This window comes from Brenneria nigrifluens DSM 30175 = ATCC 13028 (assembly GCF_005484965.1).
Lineage (GTDB): Bacteria > Pseudomonadota > Gammaproteobacteria > Enterobacterales > Enterobacteriaceae > Brenneria > Brenneria nigrifluens.
Genome location: NZ_CP034036.1, coordinates 706,316 through 724,093 on the forward strand (window position 1 = coordinate 706,316; position 17,778 = coordinate 724,093).

Annotated in this window: 16 protein-coding genes; 12 read left to right on the forward strand and 4 right to left on the reverse strand. The window is 58.0% G+C overall.

All coding sequences use genetic code 11. From position 1 onward, the window contains the following. Positions 1-43 precede the first annotated feature (43 nt). Positions 44-307, reverse strand: coding sequence for a 30S ribosomal protein S20 (gene rpsT, locus EH206_RS03225; RefSeq protein WP_009111382.1), 264 nt, complete (start codon positions 305-307; stop codon positions 44-46). Between the two features lie 413 nt (positions 308-720). Here rpsT and ribF point away from each other — a divergent pair, with 413 nt between their 5' ends. The 9 genes from ribF (at position 721) to EH206_RS03270 (ending at position 13,519) form a co-directional block, all read left to right on the forward strand. Continuing rightward, positions 721-1,662 (forward strand): bifunctional riboflavin kinase/FAD synthetase, encoded by a 942-nt coding sequence (gene ribF / locus EH206_RS03230; RefSeq protein WP_009111383.1) that lies wholly within the window; start codon positions 721-723, stop codon positions 1,660-1,662. 32 nt (positions 1,663-1,694) lie between these two features. Next, a complete protein-coding gene (gene ileS / locus EH206_RS03235) occupies positions 1,695-4,508 on the forward strand; it encodes an isoleucine--tRNA ligase (protein ID WP_009111384.1) in 2,814 nt (937 codons plus the stop codon). Then, positions 4,508-5,017, forward strand: a complete 510-nt coding sequence (lspA, locus tag EH206_RS03240) for a signal peptidase II (RefSeq protein ID WP_009111385.1) — start codon at positions 4,508-4,510, stop codon at positions 5,015-5,017. Before ileS ends, lspA begins: the two co-directional genes overlap by 1 nt. Continuing rightward, positions 5,017-5,490 (forward strand): FKBP-type peptidyl-prolyl cis-trans isomerase, encoded by a 474-nt coding sequence (gene fkpB / locus EH206_RS03245; protein WP_009111386.1) that lies wholly within the window; start codon positions 5,017-5,019, stop codon positions 5,488-5,490. Before lspA ends, fkpB begins: the two co-directional genes overlap by 1 nt. After that, positions 5,471-6,421, forward strand: coding sequence for a 4-hydroxy-3-methylbut-2-enyl diphosphate reductase (gene ispH / locus EH206_RS03250; protein WP_009111387.1), 951 nt, complete (start codon positions 5,471-5,473; stop codon positions 6,419-6,421). Before fkpB ends, ispH begins: the two co-directional genes overlap by 20 nt. 275 nt (positions 6,422-6,696) lie before the next feature. Continuing rightward, on the forward strand, positions 6,697-7,521 hold the full coding sequence (dapB, locus tag EH206_RS03255; RefSeq protein WP_009111388.1) for a 4-hydroxy-tetrahydrodipicolinate reductase: 825 nt from the start codon (positions 6,697-6,699) through the stop codon (positions 7,519-7,521). 446 nt (positions 7,522-7,967) lie between these two features. Further along, the gene (gene carA, locus EH206_RS03260; protein WP_009111389.1) at positions 7,968-9,116 is read left to right on the forward strand and encodes a glutamine-hydrolyzing carbamoyl-phosphate synthase small subunit; all 1,149 of its coding nucleotides are present in this window, start codon (positions 7,968-7,970) and stop codon (positions 9,114-9,116) included. A 14-nt stretch (positions 9,117-9,130) separates the two neighbouring features. Beyond that, the gene (gene carB / locus EH206_RS03265; RefSeq protein ID WP_009111390.1) at positions 9,131-12,355 is read left to right on the forward strand and encodes a carbamoyl-phosphate synthase large subunit; all 3,225 of its coding nucleotides are present in this window, start codon (positions 9,131-9,133) and stop codon (positions 12,353-12,355) included. Positions 12,356-12,586: 231 nt separating this feature from the next. Continuing rightward, the gene (locus EH206_RS03270; protein WP_009111391.1) at positions 12,587-13,519 is read left to right on the forward strand and encodes an SDR family oxidoreductase; all 933 of its coding nucleotides are present in this window, start codon (positions 12,587-12,589) and stop codon (positions 13,517-13,519) included. 190 nt (positions 13,520-13,709) lie between these two features. Here the strand turns inward: EH206_RS03270 and EH206_RS03275 are convergent, their stop codons facing one another. Continuing rightward, complete coding sequence (locus EH206_RS03275) at positions 13,710-14,324, reverse strand: LysE family transporter (RefSeq protein ID WP_009111392.1); 615 nt, start codon at positions 14,322-14,324, stop codon at positions 13,710-13,712. Between the two features lie 174 nt (positions 14,325-14,498). On the opposite strand from EH206_RS03275, the gene EH206_RS03280 reads away from it, so the two are divergent. From EH206_RS03280 to folA, 3 genes are all read left to right on the forward strand, one after another. Then, the gene (locus EH206_RS03280; RefSeq protein WP_009111393.1) at positions 14,499-15,275 is read left to right on the forward strand and encodes a threonine/serine exporter family protein; all 777 of its coding nucleotides are present in this window, start codon (positions 14,499-14,501) and stop codon (positions 15,273-15,275) included. Then, on the forward strand, positions 15,266-15,736 hold the full coding sequence (locus EH206_RS03285; RefSeq protein ID WP_009111394.1) for a threonine/serine exporter: 471 nt from the start codon (positions 15,266-15,268) through the stop codon (positions 15,734-15,736). The genes EH206_RS03280 and EH206_RS03285 overlap by 10 nt, the downstream gene beginning before the upstream one ends. A gap of 287 nt (positions 15,737-16,023) precedes the next feature. After that, positions 16,024-16,506 (forward strand): type 3 dihydrofolate reductase, encoded by a 483-nt coding sequence (gene folA / locus EH206_RS03290; protein WP_009111396.1) that lies wholly within the window; start codon positions 16,024-16,026, stop codon positions 16,504-16,506. A gap of 51 nt (positions 16,507-16,557) precedes the next feature. Here the strand turns inward: folA and apaH are convergent, their stop codons facing one another. Then, the gene (gene apaH / locus EH206_RS03295) at positions 16,558-17,394 is read right to left on the reverse strand and encodes a bis(5'-nucleosyl)-tetraphosphatase (symmetrical) ApaH (protein ID WP_009111397.1); all 837 of its coding nucleotides are present in this window, start codon (positions 17,392-17,394) and stop codon (positions 16,558-16,560) included. A 2-nt stretch (positions 17,395-17,396) separates the two neighbouring features. Then, positions 17,397-17,774 carry a Co2+/Mg2+ efflux protein ApaG gene (apaG, locus tag EH206_RS03300; RefSeq protein ID WP_009111398.1) on the reverse strand — a complete coding sequence of 126 codons (378 nt, stop codon included), beginning with the start codon at positions 17,772-17,774 and terminating at the stop codon, positions 17,397-17,399. Between the last annotated feature and the right edge of the window lie 4 nt (positions 17,775-17,778).

The window sequence follows — 17,778 nt, forward strand, 5'->3', positions numbered from 1 at the left end:
GCCTGAGCCGGTTTTTTTAACCACAATAATACGCGAAAAGCGATTATTGCATGGCGTTGATGCGCGCAACCAGATTGGATTTATGACGTGCAGCTTTGTTTTTGTGGATCAGGCCTTTGCTTGCCTGACGATCCACGATCGGTTGCATATCATTAAACGCATTCTGTGCCGCTTCTTTATCGCCGGTCGCGATCGCCGCGTATACTTTCTTGATGAAAGTACGCATCATCGAGCGACGGCTTGCATTATGCTTGCGGCGCTTCTCAGATTGTACGGCGCGTTTCTTAGCTGATTTGATATTAGCCAAGGTCCAACTCCCAAATATATTCTATTGAGGACAATTCAAAGGCCGAGGAATATGCCCTTTTAGCCTTCGTTTGTCAATGGATTTGTGCAAATAAGCGCCGTTTGTACGTCGACGCTTGTTACGTTGTGATGGCGCAGGATTTTAACAGCTTCACGCGGTGGAATACAGCTTTTCGCATGATAAATTCACCTTAGGGCGATTAAAGCGCGATAAAACAATTAATCACGGCTAAAACCCCGTCGGAATAGTGCGCTTGTCGCCGCTATTCGCCGACGATCCGTCGAAAAACCGCCAAAATAGCGGCAGTATCCGCAAGGCCGGCGGTAAAAGGCGCGAATCGCGGGTTAACCTTACTCGCTGTACAAGGTATAATCCGCCGGTTTCCAATTTAACCCATTTGTTCTGAGCCAGCCATGCAGCTAATTCGCGGTATACACAATCTTCGGGCACACCATTATGGCTGTGTGCTCACTATTGGTAATTTTGACGGCGTGCATCGCGGACATCAGATGCTGCTTGAGCGTTTGAAGCAGGAAGGCCGCGCGCGCGGCCTTCCGGTAATGGTGATGATTTTCGAACCTCAGCCGTTGGAGCTGTTTTCCGCCGAGAAGGCGCCGGCGCGGCTGACCCGTCTGCGTGATAAAGTGAATTATCTGCGGAAAGCCGGCGTGGACTACCTGCTGTGCGTGCGGTTTGACGCCCACTTTGCCGCCAACCATGCTCAAACTTTTGTTTCCACCCTGCTGGTGGAAAAGCTGGGCGTCAGGTTTTTGGTGGTGGGGGATGACTTCCGCTTCGGGGCTGGTCGCGAAGGCGATTTCCTGTTATTACAGAAAGCGGGCCGGGAGGCGGGTTTTGACGTTATCAGCACCGCGTCATTCTGCAACGACGGCAAGCGCGTGAGCAGCACCGCGGTGCGCGAAGCGCTCTACAATGACGATTTAGCGCTGGCGGAAAGCCTGTTGGGCCATCCCTACAGCATTTCCGGGCGCGTGGTTCATGGTAACGAGCTGGGGCGCACCATCGGTTTCCCCACCGCTAATCTGCCGTTAAAACGCCAGGTATCGCCGGTCGGCGGGGTTTATGCCGTCAGTGTCTATGGCCTGGGGGATAAGCCGTTGCCGGGCGTGGCCAATATCGGTACGCGCCCGACGGTAACCGGAGACAAGCGCCAGCAGCTTGAAGTGCATTTGCTGGATGTGACGATGGATCTCTATGGCCGCCATATAGAAGTGGCGCTACGCAAAAAGATACGTAATGAACGGCGTTTTGCTTCGCTTGAGGCGCTCAAGCGGCAAATCGCTGATGATGTGGTGACGGCCCGGGCGTTTTTCGGGTTAAAGACACCGGTTTAATTTTTCTAGCCGAAAACGAAATCGAGAATCTAATGAGTGACTATAAGACTACCCTGAATTTGCCGGAAACAGGGTTCCCGATGCGTGGCGATTTGGCCAAGCGTGAACCTGACATGCTGAAACGTTGGTATGAACAGGATCTGTACGGGATTATTCGCCGTGCTAAAAAGGGTAAAAAAACCTTTATTCTGCACGATGGCCCGCCGTATGCGAATGGCAACATTCATATCGGTCACTCAGTCAATAAAATTCTGAAAGACATTATCGTCAAGTCGAAAACCCTGGCCGGCTATGACTCGCCGTATATCCCGGGCTGGGACTGCCACGGCCTGCCGATTGAGCTGAAGGTTGAACAGCTTATCGGCAAGCCGGGCGAGAAGGTCAGCGCCGCGCAATTCCGCGCCGAGTGCCGCAAATACGCGGCCGAGCAGGTTGCCGGTCAAAAGAAAGACTTTATCCGTCTTGGCGTGCTGGGCGACTGGGATCATCCCTACCTGACGATGGACTTCGCCACCGAAGCCAACATCATTCGCGCGCTGGGCCAAATTATCGCCAACGGCCACCTGCATAAAGGAGCCAAGCCGGTTCACTGGTGCGCCGACTGCGGTTCCGCCCTGGCGGAAGCTGAAGTGGAATACTACGACAAAACCTCGCCTTCCATCGACGTGGCGTTTAACGCCGTCGATGCCGCGGCGGTTAGCGCCAAATTCGGCGTCAGCCGGGTAGACGGGCCGCTTGCTCTGGTTATCTGGACCACCACCCCGTGGACGCTGCCGGCTAACCGCGCCATCTCCCTCAACCCTGAATTCACCTATCAACTGGTGCAGGTGGAAGGGCGGGCGTTGATTCTGGCGGCGGATCTGGTGGAAAGCGTGATGAAACGCATCGGCGTCAGCCACTGGACCGTGCTGGGCGAATGCAGCGGCCGCGATCTCGAACTGCTGCGTTTCCAGCATCCGTTCCTGGCGTTCGACGTGCCGGCGATCCTGGGCGACCACGTGACGCTGGACGCGGGTACCGGCGCGGTGCATACCGCGCCGGGCCACGGTCCGGACGACTATGTCATCGGTCAGCAATACGGGCTGGAGGTCGCCAATCCGGTGGGTCCGAACGGCTGCTACCTGAGCGGCACCTATCCGGAACTGGACGGCAAGTTTGTCTTTAAGGCCAATGACACCGTGGTCGAGATCCTGCGTCAGCGCGGCGCGCTGCTGCACGTGGAAAAACTGCTGCACAGCTATCCGTGCTGCTGGCGCCATAAAACGCCGATCATTTTCCGCGCCACCCCGCAGTGGTTTATCAGCATGGATCAACAAGGGCTGCGTAAGCAGTCGCTGGCCGAAATCAAAGGCGTACAGTGGATCCCGGACTGGGGCCAGGCGCGTATCGAATCGATGGTCGCCAACCGTCCCGACTGGTGTATTTCCCGCCAGCGCACCTGGGGGGTGCCGATGTCGCTCTTCGTCCATAAAGAGACGGAAGAACTGCATCCGCGCACCGGCGAGCTGATCGAGGCGGTTGCCAAACGCGTGGAGCAGGACGGCATTCAGGCATGGTGGGATCTCGACCCGGCCGAACTGCTCGGCGCCGACGCGGCGGACTATGTGAAAGTTCCGGATACGCTGGACGTCTGGTTCGACTCGGGATCGACCAGCCGCTCGGTGGTGGACGTGCGCCCCGAGTTCGGCGGCCACGCGGCGGATATGTATCTGGAAGGTTCCGACCAGCACCGCGGCTGGTTTATGTCGTCGCTGATGATTTCGACGGCGATCAAGGGCAAGGCGCCGTACCGTCAGGTATTGACCCACGGCTTCACCGTTGACGGTCAGGGCCGCAAGATGTCCAAATCCATCGGCAACACCGTCAGCCCGCAGGACGTGATGAACAAGCTGGGGGGCGATATTCTGCGGCTGTGGATCGGCTCAACCGACTACTCCGGCGAAATCGCGGTGTCTGATGAGATCCTGAAGCGCTCCGCGGACGCCTACCGCCGTATTCGCAACACCGCGCGTTTCCTGCTGGCCAACCTGAACGGTTTTGATCCGCGGACCGATATGGTGAAGCCGGAAGAGATGGTGGTGCTGGATCGCTGGGCGGTCGGCCGCGCCAAAGCCGCGCAGGAAGAGATTACCGAAGCCTACGACAGCTATGATTTCCACCGCGTGGTTCAGCGTCTGATGCAGTTCTGCTCTATCGAGATGGGGTCGTTCTATCTGGATATCATCAAGGATCGCCAGTATACGGCGAAAGGCGACAGCGTGGCCCGCCGCAGCTGCCAGACGGCGCTGTATCATATTGCGGAAGCGCTGGTGCGCTGGATGGCGCCCATCCTCTCCTTTACCGCGGATGAAATCTGGGCGTATCTGCCGGGCGAGCGCGCGCAATACGTGTTTACCGAAGAGTGGTATGACGGCCTGTTTGGTCTGGATACGGCGGAAACCATGAATGACGCCTTTTGGGCGGATATTCTGCAGGTACGCAGTGAAGTGAATAAGGCGATCGAGCAGGCGCGTAACGACAAGCGTATCGGCGGTTCGCTGGAAGCCTCCGTCACGCTGTACGCCGACTCCGACCTGGCCGGTAAGCTTAATCGGCTGCATCAGGAGCTGCATTTCGCCCTGCTGACCTCGAAAGCCCGGGTCGAGGGGTATGAAAACGCGTCGGTTGACGCGCAGGCTACGGAACTACCCGGATTGAAAATTGCCTTAAGCAAGGCGGAAGGGCATAAGTGTCCGCGCTGCTGGCATTATGAGTCGGATATCGGCAGCAACCCCGATCATCCCGACATTTGCGGTCGCTGCGCGACCAACGTCGGCGGCAAAGGCGAAGAGCGTAAATTTGTCTGATGAATAAATCGATCTGTTCGAGTGGATTGCGCTGGCTGTGGCTGGCGCTGGCGGTTCTGGTTGTCGACCTCGGCAGCAAGCAGTGGATTTTAGCCCACTTTGCGCTGGGGGATACGCAGCCGCTGGTTCCCTATCTAAACCTGCACTATGCGCGCAATTATGGCGCGGCGTTCAGTTTTCTGGCGGACAAGGGCGGCTGGCAGCGCTGGTTTTTTGCCGGTATCGCCATCGCCATCGTTATCGCCCTGCTGGTGATGATGTATCGCGGCAGCGCGCGGCAGAAGCTGAATAATATCGCCTATGCGCTGATTATCGGCGGCGCGTTGGGCAACCTGTTTGACCGGATGTGGCATGGTTTTGTCGTGGACTTTATCGACTTCTATGTCGGTAGCTGGCATTTCGCCACCTTCAATCTGGCGGACAGCGCTATCTGTATCGGCGCCGCGCTGATTGTGCTGGAAGGCTTTTTCAACACCCATGATGACGCGGTCAAGCAAAAGGGTCACTGATGTCTGAGACTGTACAGAGCAACAGCGCTGTGCTGGTGCATTTTATCCTGACGCTGGAGGATGGTTCCGCGGCGGAGTCTACCCGCGAAAGCGGCAAACCCGCGCTGTTCCGCTTGGGCGACGGCAGCCTGTCCGCCGAACTGGAACGGCATCTGCTGGGATTAAGGCGGGGTGAGAAACGCAAGTTCACGCTGGCGCCGGAGTCCGCTTTCGGCGCCGCAAACCCCGACCTGATCCAGTTTTTCCTGCGTCGCGACTTTGCCGAGACCGGCATGCCGGACGTGGGGACCATCATGCTGTTCAGCGGCATGGGCGGCAACGATATGCCGGGGATCATCCGTGAGGTGACGGAAGAGTCCGTCACCGTGGATTTCAACCATCCGCTGGCCGGCCGCTCGGTTACCTTTGATATGGAAGTCGTGGATATCGACCCCTCTCGGCAGGAGGTTCCCCATGCAAATCTTGCTGGCTAATCCCCGTGGCTTTTGCGCCGGGGTTGATCGCGCCATCAGTATCGTCGAACGGGCGCTGGAGATCTACGGCACCCCAATCTACGTGCGTCATGAAGTGGTGCATAACCGCTATGTGGTTAACGGGCTGCGTGAGCGCGGCGCGATATTTATCGAACAGATCGGGGATGTGCCGGACGGCTCGATCCTGATTTTCTCGGCGCACGGCGTTTCGCAAGCGGTGCGCGCCGAGGCCAAAAATCGCGATCTGACCGTCTTTGACGCCACCTGTCCGCTGGTGACCAAGGTGCATATGGAAGTGGCGAGGGCCAGCCGCAAAGGCGTGGAGGCGATCCTGATCGGCCACGCCGGCCACCCGGAGGTCGAAGGCACCATGGGGCAGTACAGTAACGCGCGCGGCGGCATGTATCTGGTGGAGTCGCCCGAGGATGTCTGGCGCTTGCAGGTGAAGGACGAAAACAACCTCTGCTTTATGACGCAAACCACGCTGTCGGTTGATGATACCTCCGCGGTGATCGATGCGCTGCGCGAACGCTTTCCGCGCATTATCGGCCCGCGCAAAGATGATATTTGCTACGCCACCACCAATCGTCAGGAGGCGGTGCGCAATCTGGCGACTGAAGCCGACGTGGTGCTGGTGGTCGGCTCCAGGAACTCCTCCAATTCCAATCGTCTGGCCGAACTGGCGCAGCGCGCGGGAAAAGCGGCTTATCTGATTGATGCCGCCGCGGACATTCAGGAAAGCTGGCTGAGCGGCATTACCCGCGTCGGGGTGACCGCCGGGGCGTCGGCGCCGGATATCCTGGTGCAGCAGGTCATCGAGCGCTTGCAGGCCCTGGGCGGAGAGATTGCCGTGGAAATGCAGGGGCGCGAAGAGAATATCGTCTTTGAAGTGCCCAAAGAGCTGCGCGTTGAAGTCAAGCTAATCGATTAACATTGATGGCGGCGGGAGCGCGTTTTCGCTTCGCCGCCTCTTCCTCCATTCTCCCCGAATAAACCCGACCGCCGGTTAATTATCGGATAAAATGCATATTTATGCGCTGTCGCGCTTAATGTGGCGGCGTAAGCGCTGGCTGCGGACAGGCTTTACGCGTTAACCTCTCTGCGCGCACAATTTTCTTATCCGCCTATTAAATCCGCTGGCGATAGGGCTTCACGCCCGTTAACCTAGCGTTATTTCATGAAGAAATCAGCAAAGAGAGAGACATTATGCAGGATTCATCAATCATCCGTATCGCCGTTGCCGGTGCCGGCGGTCGTATGGGGCGTCAGCTTATTGCGGCCGTTGAGCAGGCGGAGGGCGCGATATTGGGCGCCGCGCTGGAGCGTCCGGGATCGTCGCTGGTAGGGGTTGACGCCGGCGAACTGGCCGGGCTGGGCAAAACCGGCGTGGCGGTGAGCGACAGCCTGGAAGCCGTGCGTGACGACTTCGATATCTTAATCGATTTTACCCGTCCTGAAGGCACGCTGGCCTATCTGGCGTTTTGTCGTCAGCACCATAAGGGCATGATTATCGGCACCACCGGCTTTGATGAGCAGGGAAAAGCGGCTATTCGCGACGCCGCGCGGGAGATAGGCATTGTTTTCGCCGCTAACTTCAGCGTGGGCGTGAATGTGATGCTCAAGCTGCTGGAAAAAGCCGCCAAGGTGATGGGCGATTATAGCGATATCGAAATTATTGAGGCCCACCACCGCCATAAAGTGGATGCGCCTTCAGGAACGGCGCTGGCGATGGGCGAGGCGATTGCCGGTGCGCTGGGGCGCGATCTGAAAACCTGCGCCGTTTATGCCCGCGAAGGCTATACCGGCGAGCGCGATCCGCAAAGCATTGGTTTTGCCACCGTGCGGGCGGGCGATATCGTCGGCGAGCACACGGCGATGTTTGCCGATATCGGCGAGCGCGTGGAGATTACCCACAAGGCTTCCAGCCGTATGACCTTTGCCAATGGCGCGGTAAGGGCGGCAATCTGGGTGAAATCCAGAAAAGAGGGGCTTTTCGATATGCGCGACGTGCTTGGTTTGGATGATTTGTAAAAGATAAGTGTAAATAAAATAAATATAACCCAATGATAAAAGTGGCGATTTTATGTCGTTGCTTTTATTTTTGCGGTTTTATTTTGTCTTATTGGTTGATTTTGTTATTTATCTCGATTTTGTTGTTTTTCAGGCCCGTTTTTTTATTCTGAAGCAGCAAAACGGAGCCTGTTGAGTGATTTTTACCTTTATTTTAACCATCTGGGGTGGCAATCGTTTACTTTCCTTAGTTAACCTGTGTTTTTACGGCGGTGGGCCGGCATTTATGCCATAAGCTATATAAATAAGGGAAAAAGTGCGGTTGAAGTGGACAATTTAGCCGGCCATCATTAAAATGCGCCCAATTTGCCAAAAATTTACCTCGCAGGTGGTTTTTGCGTTGATTTAGATCGATTAATCTGAATTAATATGCAAATAACATGATTTTTTATTCCTTGGAGGGTGTTTTGATTAAGTCAGCGCTATTGGTTCTGGAAGACGGAACCCAATTCCATGGCCGGGCCATCGGGGCGGAAGGCTCGGCAGTGGGAGAAGTGGTCTTCAATACGTCGATGACCGGATATCAAGAAATCCTTACCGATCCATCCTATTCCCGCCAAATCGTGACTCTCACTTATCCCCATATCGGTAATGTCGGTGCCAACGACGCCGACGAAGAATCGCCAGCCATACAGGCCCAGGGGCTGGTTATTCGAGACCTGCCGCTGATTGCCAGTAACTACCGCAGCGAAGAGAGCCTGTCCGACTACCTCAAACGCCATAACATCGTCGCCATCGCCGATATCGATACCCGTAAGCTGACCCGCCTGCTGCGCGAGAAAGGCGCCCAGAGCGGCTGTATTATCGCCGGCGACGCGCCGGACGCCGCGCTGGCGTTGGAAAAAGCCCGGGCGTTTCCGGGGCTGAAGGGCATGGATCTGGCGAAAGAGGTCACCACGGCGGAAAGCTATGGCTGGACGCAGGGCAGCTGGACGCTGGAAGGCGGGCTGCCGGCGGCGAAAGCGCAGAGCGAACTGCCTTACCATGTAGTGGCTTACGACTACGGCGTGAAGCGCAACATTCTGCGCCTGCTGGTGGACAGAGGCTGCCGCCTGACGGTGGTGCCGGCGCAGACCCCGGCGGAGGAGGTGTTGAAACTGGATCCGGACGGCATCTTCCTGTCGAACGGCCCGGGCGACCCGCAGCCTTGCGACTACGCCATTCGGGCGATTAAAGCCTTTCTGGACACTGATATTCCGGTATTCGGCATCTGCCTCGGCCACCAGTTGCTGGCGCTGGCGAGCGGGGCGAAGACGGTCAAAATGAAGCTTGGCCACCACGGCGGCAATCACCCGGTAAAAGATCTGGATAATAATCGCGTGATGATCACCGCTCAGAACCACGGTTTTGCGGTGGATGAAAACGATCTGCCCGCCACTCTACGGGTGACGCACAAATCGCTGTTCGACCACACGGTGCAGGGGATTCACCGCACCGACAAGGCGGCGTTCAGTTTTCAGGGGCACCCGGAAGCCAGCCCCGGCCCGCACGATGCGGCGCCGTTTTTCGACCACTTTATTGAATTGATCAAGACTTACCGTTCTTCAGCCGAATAATCAGGAGCGAGAAAATGCCAAAACGTACAGATATTAAAAGCATCCTGATTCTGGGCGCCGGTCCGATCGTTATCGGCCAGGCGTGCGAATTCGACTACTCCGGGGCGCAGGCCTGCAAAGCGCTGCGCGAAGAGGGCTACCGCGTCATTCTGGTGAACTCCAACCCGGCCACCATTATGACCGACCCGGAAATGGCCGACGCCACCTACATCGAGCCGATTCACTGGGAAGTGGTACGCAAAATCATCGAGAAAGAGCGCCCGGACGCGGTGCTGCCGACCATGGGCGGCCAGACGGCGCTGAACTGCGCGCTGGAGCTGGAGAGTCAGGGCGTGCTGGCCGAATTCGGCGTCACCATGATCGGCGCCACCGCCGATGCGATTGATAAGGCCGAAGATCGCCGCCGCTTTGACGTGGCGATGAAGAAAATCGGCCTGGATACCGCCCGTTCCGGTATCGCGCACAATATGGAAGAGGCGCTGGCGGTGGCGGCCGAGGTTGGTTTCCCATGCATTATCCGTCCCTCCTTTACCATGGGCGGCTCCGGCGGCGGCATCGCCTATAACCGCGAAGAGTTTGAAGAGATCTGCGAGCGCGGCCTGGATCTGTCGCCCACCAAAGAGTTGCTGATCGACGAATCGCTGATTGGCTGGAAAGAGTATGAAATGGAGGTGGTGCGCGATAAGAACGACAACTGCATCATCGTCTGCTCCATTGAAAACTTCGACGCCATGGGGATCCATACCGGCGACTCCATCACCGTTGCGCCGGCGCAAACCCTGACCGACAAAGAGTATCAAATCATGCGTAACGCCTCGATGGCGGTGCTGCGCGAGATCGGGGTGGAAACCGGCGGTTCGAACGTCCAGTTCGCGGTCAACCCGAAAAACGGCCGCCTGATCGTGATTGAGATGAATCCGCGGGTGTCGCGCTCCTCCGCGCTGGCATCCAAGGCCACCGGCTTCCCGATTGCGAAAATCGCCGCCAAGCTGGCGGTGGGCTACACGCTTGACGAACTGATGAACGACATTACCGGCGGCCGTACGCCGGCCTCCTTTGAACCCTCCATCGACTATGTGGTTACCAAGATCCCGCGCTTCAACTTCGAGAAGTTCGCCGGCGCCAACGACCGCCTGACCACGCAGATGAAATCGGTGGGGGAAGTGATGGCGATCGGCCGCACGCAGCAGGAATCGTTGCAGAAAGCGCTGCGCGGCCTGGAAGTCGGGGCGAACGGATTCGACCCGAAAGTCGATCTGGACGATCCGCAGGCGTTGACCCAAATCCGCCGCGAGCTGAAGGATGCGGGGGCCGAGCGTATCTGGTATATCGCCGACGCTTTCCGCGCCGGCATGTCCGTCGACGGCGTATTCAACCTGACCAATATCGACCGCTGGTTCCTGGTGCAGATTGAAGAGCTGGTGCGTCTGGAAGAGCAGGTGGCGGAAAAAGGCGTGAACGCGCTGGACGCCGACTTCCTGCGCCAGCTGAAGCGTAAAGGCTTTGCCGATGCGCGTCTGGCCGCGCTGGCCGGGGTGGCGGAAAGCGAAATACGCAAGCTGCGCGACGGGTTCGACCTGCACCCGGTGTATAAGCGCGTCGATACCTGCGCGGCGGAGTTCGCCACCGACACCGCGTACATGTATTCCACCTATGAGGAGGAGTGCGAAGCCAATCCGCATCAGGACCGCGACAAAATCATGGTGCTGGGCGGCGGGCCGAACCGTATCGGTCAGGGCATCGAGTTCGACTACTGCTGCGTTCATGCGTCGCTGGCGCTGCGCGAAGACGGTTATGAAACCATTATGGTCAACTGTAACCCGGAAACCGTCTCGACCGACTACGACACCTCCGACCGTCTGTACTTTGAGCCGGTGACGCTGGAGGACGTGCTGGAAATCGTGCGTATCGAGCAGCCTAAAGGGGTTATCGTGCAATACGGCGGCCAGACGCCGTTGAAGCTGGCGCGGGCGCTTGAAGCCGCCGGCGTGCCGGTTATCGGCACCAGCCCGGATGCCATCGACCGCGCCGAAGACCGTGAGCGTTTCCAGCAGGCGGTAGACCGTCTGAACCTGAAACAGCCGGCCAACGCCACGGTGACGGCGATTGAGCAGGCGGTGGAAAAGGCGCGCTATATCGGCTATCCGCTGGTGGTGCGTCCCTCCTATGTGCTCGGCGGCCGGGCGATGGAGATCGTCTACGACGAAATCGATCTGCGTCGCTACTTCCAGAATGCGGTGGTGGTGTCCAACGATGCGCCGGTGCTGCTGGACCGCTTCCTGGACGACGCCATTGAAGTGGACGTGGACGCCATCTGTGACGGCGAGCGGGTGCTGATCGGCGGCATTATGGAGCACATCGAGCAGGCGGGCGTTCACTCCGGCGACTCGGCCTGTTCGTTGCCGGCCTATACGCTGAGCAAGGAAATTCAGGACGTGATGCGCCGGCAGGTAGAGAAACTGGCGTTTGAGCTGGGGGTTCGCGGCCTGATGAACGTGCAGTTCGCCGTCAAAAACAACGAAGTCTATCTGATTGAAGTCAACCCGCGGGCGGCGCGTACCGTTCCGTTTGTTTCCAAGGCGACCGGCGTGCCGCTGGCGAAAGTCGCGGCGCGGGTGATGGTGGGCCAGACGCTGGCGCAGCAGGGGGTGACGCAAGAAGTGATCCCGCCTTATTACTCGGTGAAAGAGGTGGTGCTGCCGTTTAACAAATTCCCCGGCGTCGACCCGATTCTGGGGCCGGAAATGCGCTCCACCGGCGAGGTGATGGGCGTGGGCCGCACCTTCGCCGAAGCCTTCGCCAAAGCCATGCTGGGCAGCAACTCGCAGATGAAGAAATCCGGCCGGGCGCTGTTGTCGGTGCGTGAAGGCGACAAGGCCCGGGTGGTGGATCTGGCGGCGAAACTGCTTAAGCACGGCTTTGAGCTGGATGCGACGCACGGCACGGCCATTGAGCTGGGTGAAGCGGGGATTAATCCTCGTCTGGTGAACAAGGTGCATGAAGGGCGCCCGCACATTCAGGATCGCATTAAAAACGGCGAGTACGCCTATATCGTCAACACCACGGCGGGGCGCCAGGCGATTGAGGATTCCAAGCTGATCCGCCGCAGCGCGCTGCAATACAAGGTACATTACGATACTACCATGAACGGCGGGTTCGCCACGGCGATGTCGTTAAACGCCGATCCCACCGAGAGAGTGATCTCGGTACAGGAAATGCATGCCCTGGTGAAAGGCTGATTCCTTCCCGACCGGCAAAGCCGGCGTTGGCGACCAACGCCGGCTTTTTTTAGGCCGCCGAACTACGCTTTATCACCGTTCCCGCTTTATTCCTGCTTCCTCGCCGTAACCCCTTTGAATTTCTTCCTTTTTGGCGGTTTATTGCCGTCTTTTAGGGAAATATCCAGATAATCGTCTATCCTTAAGCGTATTGTTTGAAGTTTTATGCGGTAAACAAGATAAGAGGTGAGTATGAGTGTTAACCAGCAGAATCCAAGCTTAACCAAAGACGCGTCATCCCCATTAACCGGTAAAAATCCGACCGAGGCGTACCCCAAACCGCCTTTTGACGATCAGCCCCAGACGCCGCCGGGATTGGCCGGCAAAATGAAACCCGTTCCCGATCATGGCGAAAAAAGCTACCGCGGCAGCGGGCGTCTTTCCGGCCGCAAGGCGTTGATCACCGGCGGCGATTCGGGGATCGGGCGTGCCGTCGCCATCGCTTACGCCCGGGAAGGGGCGGACGTGGCGATTAACTATCTGCCGGAAGAAGAATCCGACGCGCGGGAAGTGATTGCGCTGATTCGCGCCGCAGGGCGCACCGCCGTCGCCATCCCCGGCGATATCCGCACGGAGGAGTTCTGCCGGCGCCTGGTCAAGGAAGCGGTAGAAAAACTGGGCGGGTTGGATATTCTGGTTAACAATGCCGGACGTCAGCAATACAACGAGTCCATTGAGGAACTGACCACGGAAGCCTTTGACGCGACCTTTAAGACCAACGTCTATGCGCCGTTCTGGATTTCGAAAGCCGCGCTGGCGCATTTGCCGGCGGGCTCCGTCATCATTAACACCTCGTCGGTGCAGGCGTTTATCCCCAGCCCGATCCTGTTGGATTACGCCCAGACCAAAGCCTGTAATGTGGCGTTCACCAAAGCGCTGGCTAAGCAACTGGGGCCGAAGGGTATTCGCGTCAACGCGGTGGCGCCGGGTCCCTATTGGACGCCTTTACAGCCGAGCGGCGGCCAGCCGGCGGAAAAAGTGAGGGAGTTTGGCGGCGATAGTCCGTTGGGCCGCCCCGGTCAGCCGGCGGAGATTGCGCCGCTGTATGTGACGCTGGCCTCGGCGGAAAGCAGCTATGCCTCCGGTCAGGTATGGTGTTCCGACGGCGGGACGGGAACCCTCTGAGCCGAATAAAAGGCCCGCTCGGCGCGCCCATTAACGACCCCCTCCCGGCCTCCCCCTTGTCAGGGGGAGGAGCCAGCGTTTTTACTCCCTCTTCCTTGTCAGGGGGAGGAGCGTGCTCCCTCCCCTGCGAAGGGGAGGGTTGGGGTGGGGTTAAACTGCCCCGCTCGGCGGGCCAAACGTAAAACCGCTGTTAACCCAGCGCCACCTTGATACCGAGCGCGATCAACACCGTACCCAGCACTTTATCCACCAGCTTTTGCGCTTTTTCCAGCACGCGGCGTACCGGCCCGCTCTGAAAAATAACCACCAGCAGCGGCCACCAGACTGCGGCCAGAACCCAGATAATCATGGCATACCACAGTTTCTCGCCGACGCCGGAGTCGACGCTCAGCACCTGGGTAAACATCGCCAGAAAGAACAGCGTGGCCTTCGGGTTCAGCAGATTGCATAAGTAGCCCTGCAAAAAGGCTTTCTTCATGCTGACCCGCTGTTTCGTTAAATCCGCGAGATTCATTTTACTCCCGCCGCGGGACAGCAGCGCCTGAACGCCGACCCAGATCAGATAAGCGGCCCCGGCGTATTTCAGTAAATTGAACAGCCATGGGGTGGTGGTGATAACCACCGCCAGTCCCGCCACGCAGTACGCCATATGGGTCGCTACGCCGCAGATCACGCCTAATGACGTCATCAGCGCCGCGGCTCGCGGATAGCGGGCCGCATTTTTGATCACCAGAAAAAAATCAGGGCCGGGCGAAAGCATGCCCAGCGCGGCAATGGTGGCGACAAACAGCGACGTTTCCAGCATGATGTAGTCCAGGTGGTTCCAGGTGGCGGAAATAAGAAATAAAAACAGGATAGAATAATAGCGCCGGAGCAATTAATTCGCATCACCATTATTGGCTATTGCCCGGTAATATGTTAACAAGTCTCCTTGCTTTGTTCGGGGTTATTTCTGTGGGTCGGGATCGGGATATAAAACATGGTCGATGAAACGTCACGGCAAAGGGAGATTACCCGGCTGTGCATTCAGTGCGCGCTGTTGCTGTTGCAGCACGGCGCGGAAAGTACGGTTGTGGAGCAGTTGCCCGCCAGGCTTGGCGTGGCGTTGGGCGTTGATAGCGTCGAGAGTTCGATCTCGGCGAACGCCATCGTCCTGACCACCATCCAAGGGGGGCATTGCCTGACGTCCACGCGCAAGAATGTCGATCGCGGCATCAATATGCATGTGGTTACCGAGGTGCAGCACACGGTGATTATGGCCGAGCATAGATTGCTGGATGTGGCCGGGGTGGAGAAACGTTTTGCCCATATCAAGCCGCTGCGCTATCCGCGCTGGCTGATGGTGTCCATCGTGGCGCTGTCCTGCGCCTGCTTCAGCCGGCTGAACGGCGGCGGGTGGGATGCCTCGGTGGTGACGCTGATCGCCAGCGGCCTGGCGATGTATGTGCGCCAGCTGTTCACCGCCCGCCACCTTAATCCGCTGATTAACTTTTGTATTACCGCATTCGTGGCGACGTCCGCCTCGGGGCTATTGATGAAGCTGCCCGTTTTCCAGCACACCTCAACCGTGGCGATGGCGGCCAGCGTGCTGCTGCTGGTTCCCGGTTTTCCGCTGATCAACGCGGTGGCCGATATGTTTAAAGGACACGTCAATACGGGACTGGCCCGTTGGACGGTAGCCAGCCTGCTGACGCTGTCCACCTGCATTGGCGTGGTGATGGCGCTGGCGATGTGGGGATTACGCGGATGGGCTTAACGCTGTTGTGGGAGCTGTTACTGGATATGGCGCTGGCGGCGGTGCCGGCGTTGGGCTTCGCCATGGTGTTCAACGTGCCCGTCAGGGCGTTGCGCTACTGCGCGGCGCTGGGGGCGCTGGGACACGGCGTGCGCTTTATCGCCATGCATTTCGGTTTGAACATCGAATGGGCCTCGTTTCTGGCGGCGATTACCATCGGCATCCTCGGCATTCGCTGGTCGCGCTGGCTGTTGGCGCACCCCAAGGTGTTTACCGTCGCCGCGGTGATTCCCATGTTCCCGGGGATTTCGGCCTATACCGCGATGATTTCCGTGGTGGAGCTGTCGCACCTTGGCTACAGCGAAGAATTGATGAGCGTAATGATCACCAATTTCCTTAAGGCCAGCTTTATCGTCGGGGCGTTGTCCATCGGCCTGTCGCTGCCGGGAATATGGCTGTACCGTAAGCGCCCCAGCGTCTAAATATATTGCTATACCCTATAGATTTCGAGATGCAGGAAGGCGGCAACCGAGTGATTCCCCAAGAGCTTACTTAAGTAAGTGACTGGGGTGACTGACAAATCTGCCTGGAGCAGATTTGAACGCTGCTTGCAGCGGCCCCAACGGGGCGAGGCCCACGGATGGGCCGAGTAATGCAGCCAACGCACCTGCAACTTGAAAGATGACGGGTATATAAGAGGTATCCATATCGACGAGTGGGGGAGCTTTCCGTATAGTGTCAGCAATTTTCTGACCTATAGGGTTTCACCATGGTTATTAGTTTGATTGCCGCATTGGCTGTGGATCGTGTTATCGGTATGGAGAACGCCATGCCGTGGCATTTACCGGCGGATTTGGCGTGGTTTAAACGAAATACGGTAGATAAGCCGATCGTGATGGGGCGCAATACCTTCCGCTCTATCGGTCAGCCATTGCCGGGCAGGCTTAATATTGTGGTCAGCAATCATCCCGGCGATGACGAGCGGGTGACCTGGGTTTCCTCCCTGGACGAGGCGCTGGCCGCCGCCGGCGATGCGCCAGAAGTGATGGTGATCGGCGGCGGGAGTATCTACCGGCAGATGTTGCCCAGGGCTGACCGGCTGTATCTGACCCATATCGATGCGGAAGTCGAAGGCGATACGCATTTTCCGGATTATGAGCCCGATGAGTGGTCGTCCACGTTCAGCGAGTTTCATGATGCGGATGAGCGTAATTCTCACAGCTACTGTTTCGAGATTCTGGAGAGAAACTGATTCTTTGGTCCAGGGCGCAGACGGCGCGCCCTGGTCGTTATTGCGGACGGATTACTCGGCATTGCCCGTATCCGGGCGCGACAGCGATTTCTGTCTGAAGTAGCGCTTGTCTTCCCAGCGCAGCATGGTCAGCTCTCCGCCCCAGCAGCAGCCGGTATCCAGCGCGTAGATATTCTCCGGCGTGCCTTTCCCTTCCAGCGACGCCCAGTGCCCGAAAGCGATGGCGTACGCCGGGGCGATCCGGCTCGGTAATTCGAACCACGGCTTCAGCAATGACGGCGCCTGCGTCGGCGGCTCCTTGCAGATCATATCCAGTTGACCGCCCGCGAAGCAGTAGCGCATACGGGTCAATACGTTGGTGCTGAAACGCAGGCGGGGCAGGCCGCTAAGCTCCGGGCTCCAGTGATTCGGCATGTCGCCGTACATCGCGTCGAGAAACAGGGGGTAGCTATCGCTGCCCAGCATGGATTCCACTTCCCGGGCGCACATTTGCGCGGTTGCCAGATCCCACTGCGGCGTAATGCCGGCGTGCGCCATCACCAGCTTTAAATCTTCATCAACCTGCAACAGCGGCTGGCGGCGCAGCCAGTTAATCAGCTCATCGGCGTCCGGCGCTTCCAGCAGGGCGTTGAGCCGGTCTTTGGGCTTATTGCGGCTGATCCCCGCGTAGACTGCCAGTAAATGCAGATCGTGATTGCCTAAAACCATGCGGACCGCGCTGCCGAGCGAGCGGACAAAACGCAGCACCTGAAGCGAATCCGGACCGCGCGCCACCAGATCGCCGGTCAGCCATAGGGTATCCTGTCGTGGATGGAAGGATACCTGCGCCAATAGCGCCTCAAGTTCCGCTAAACAGCCGTGAACATCGCCAATCAAATAAGTAGACATAATTAATGTATCAATGAGGGAATAGCCAGACGGAATACGGGAATAGCGACCTGAAAAGCGTTGCCCAGATGATCGATCATCTGGTAGTGCCCTTCCATGGTGCCTAACGGGGTTTCCAGCACCGTGCCGCTGGTGTACTGAAATTCACCGCCGGGAGGTATCACCGGCTGCTCGCCGACGACGCCTTCGCCCTGGACCTCGGTCTGATGACCGTTGGCATTGGTAATCAGCCAGTAGCGGCCGAGAAGACGTACCTCATGCCGCCCCAGATTGCGCACCGTGATGGTATAAGCGAAGACGAAACGTTCTTCATCAGGCAGTGACTGAGACTCGACGTAAAAGCTCTGAACCTGTACACAAACACGGGGCGCATTAATCATCACG

What these genes read in the sequence shown, in the direction of transcription:
- dapB (WP_009111388.1), top strand. Translation starts at nt 6,697, where the DNA reads ATGCAGGATTCATCAATCATCCGTATCGCCGTTGCCGGTGCCGGCGGT.
- EH206_RS03280 (WP_009111393.1), top strand. Translation starts at nt 14,499, where the DNA reads ATGGTCGATGAAACGTCACGGCAAAGGGAGATTACCCGGCTGTGCATT.
- ileS (WP_009111384.1), top strand. Translation starts at nt 1,695, where the DNA reads ATGAGTGACTATAAGACTACCCTGAATTTGCCGGAAACAGGGTTCCCG.
- ispH (WP_009111387.1), top strand. Translation starts at nt 5,471, where the DNA reads ATGCAAATCTTGCTGGCTAATCCCCGTGGCTTTTGCGCCGGGGTTGAT.
- EH206_RS03285 (WP_009111394.1), top strand. Translation starts at nt 15,266, where the DNA reads ATGGGCTTAACGCTGTTGTGGGAGCTGTTACTGGATATGGCGCTGGCG.
- fkpB (WP_009111386.1), top strand. Translation starts at nt 5,017, where the DNA reads ATGTCTGAGACTGTACAGAGCAACAGCGCTGTGCTGGTGCATTTTATC.
- EH206_RS03270 (WP_009111391.1), top strand. Translation starts at nt 12,587, where the DNA reads ATGAGTGTTAACCAGCAGAATCCAAGCTTAACCAAAGACGCGTCATCC.
- apaG (WP_009111398.1), bottom strand. Translation starts at nt 17,774, where the DNA reads ATGATTAATGCGCCCCGTGTTTGTGTACAGGTTCAGAGCTTTTACGTC.
- carB (WP_009111390.1), top strand. Translation starts at nt 9,131, where the DNA reads ATGCCAAAACGTACAGATATTAAAAGCATCCTGATTCTGGGCGCCGGT.
- ribF (WP_009111383.1), top strand. Translation starts at nt 721, where the DNA reads ATGCAGCTAATTCGCGGTATACACAATCTTCGGGCACACCATTATGGC.
- EH206_RS03275 (WP_009111392.1), bottom strand. Translation starts at nt 14,324, where the DNA reads ATGCTGGAAACGTCGCTGTTTGTCGCCACCATTGCCGCGCTGGGCATG.
- lspA (WP_009111385.1), top strand. Translation starts at nt 4,508, where the DNA reads ATGAATAAATCGATCTGTTCGAGTGGATTGCGCTGGCTGTGGCTGGCG.
- apaH (WP_009111397.1), bottom strand. Translation starts at nt 17,394, where the DNA reads ATGTCTACTTATTTGATTGGCGATGTTCACGGCTGTTTAGCGGAACTT.
- folA (WP_009111396.1), top strand. Translation starts at nt 16,024, where the DNA reads ATGGTTATTAGTTTGATTGCCGCATTGGCTGTGGATCGTGTTATCGGT.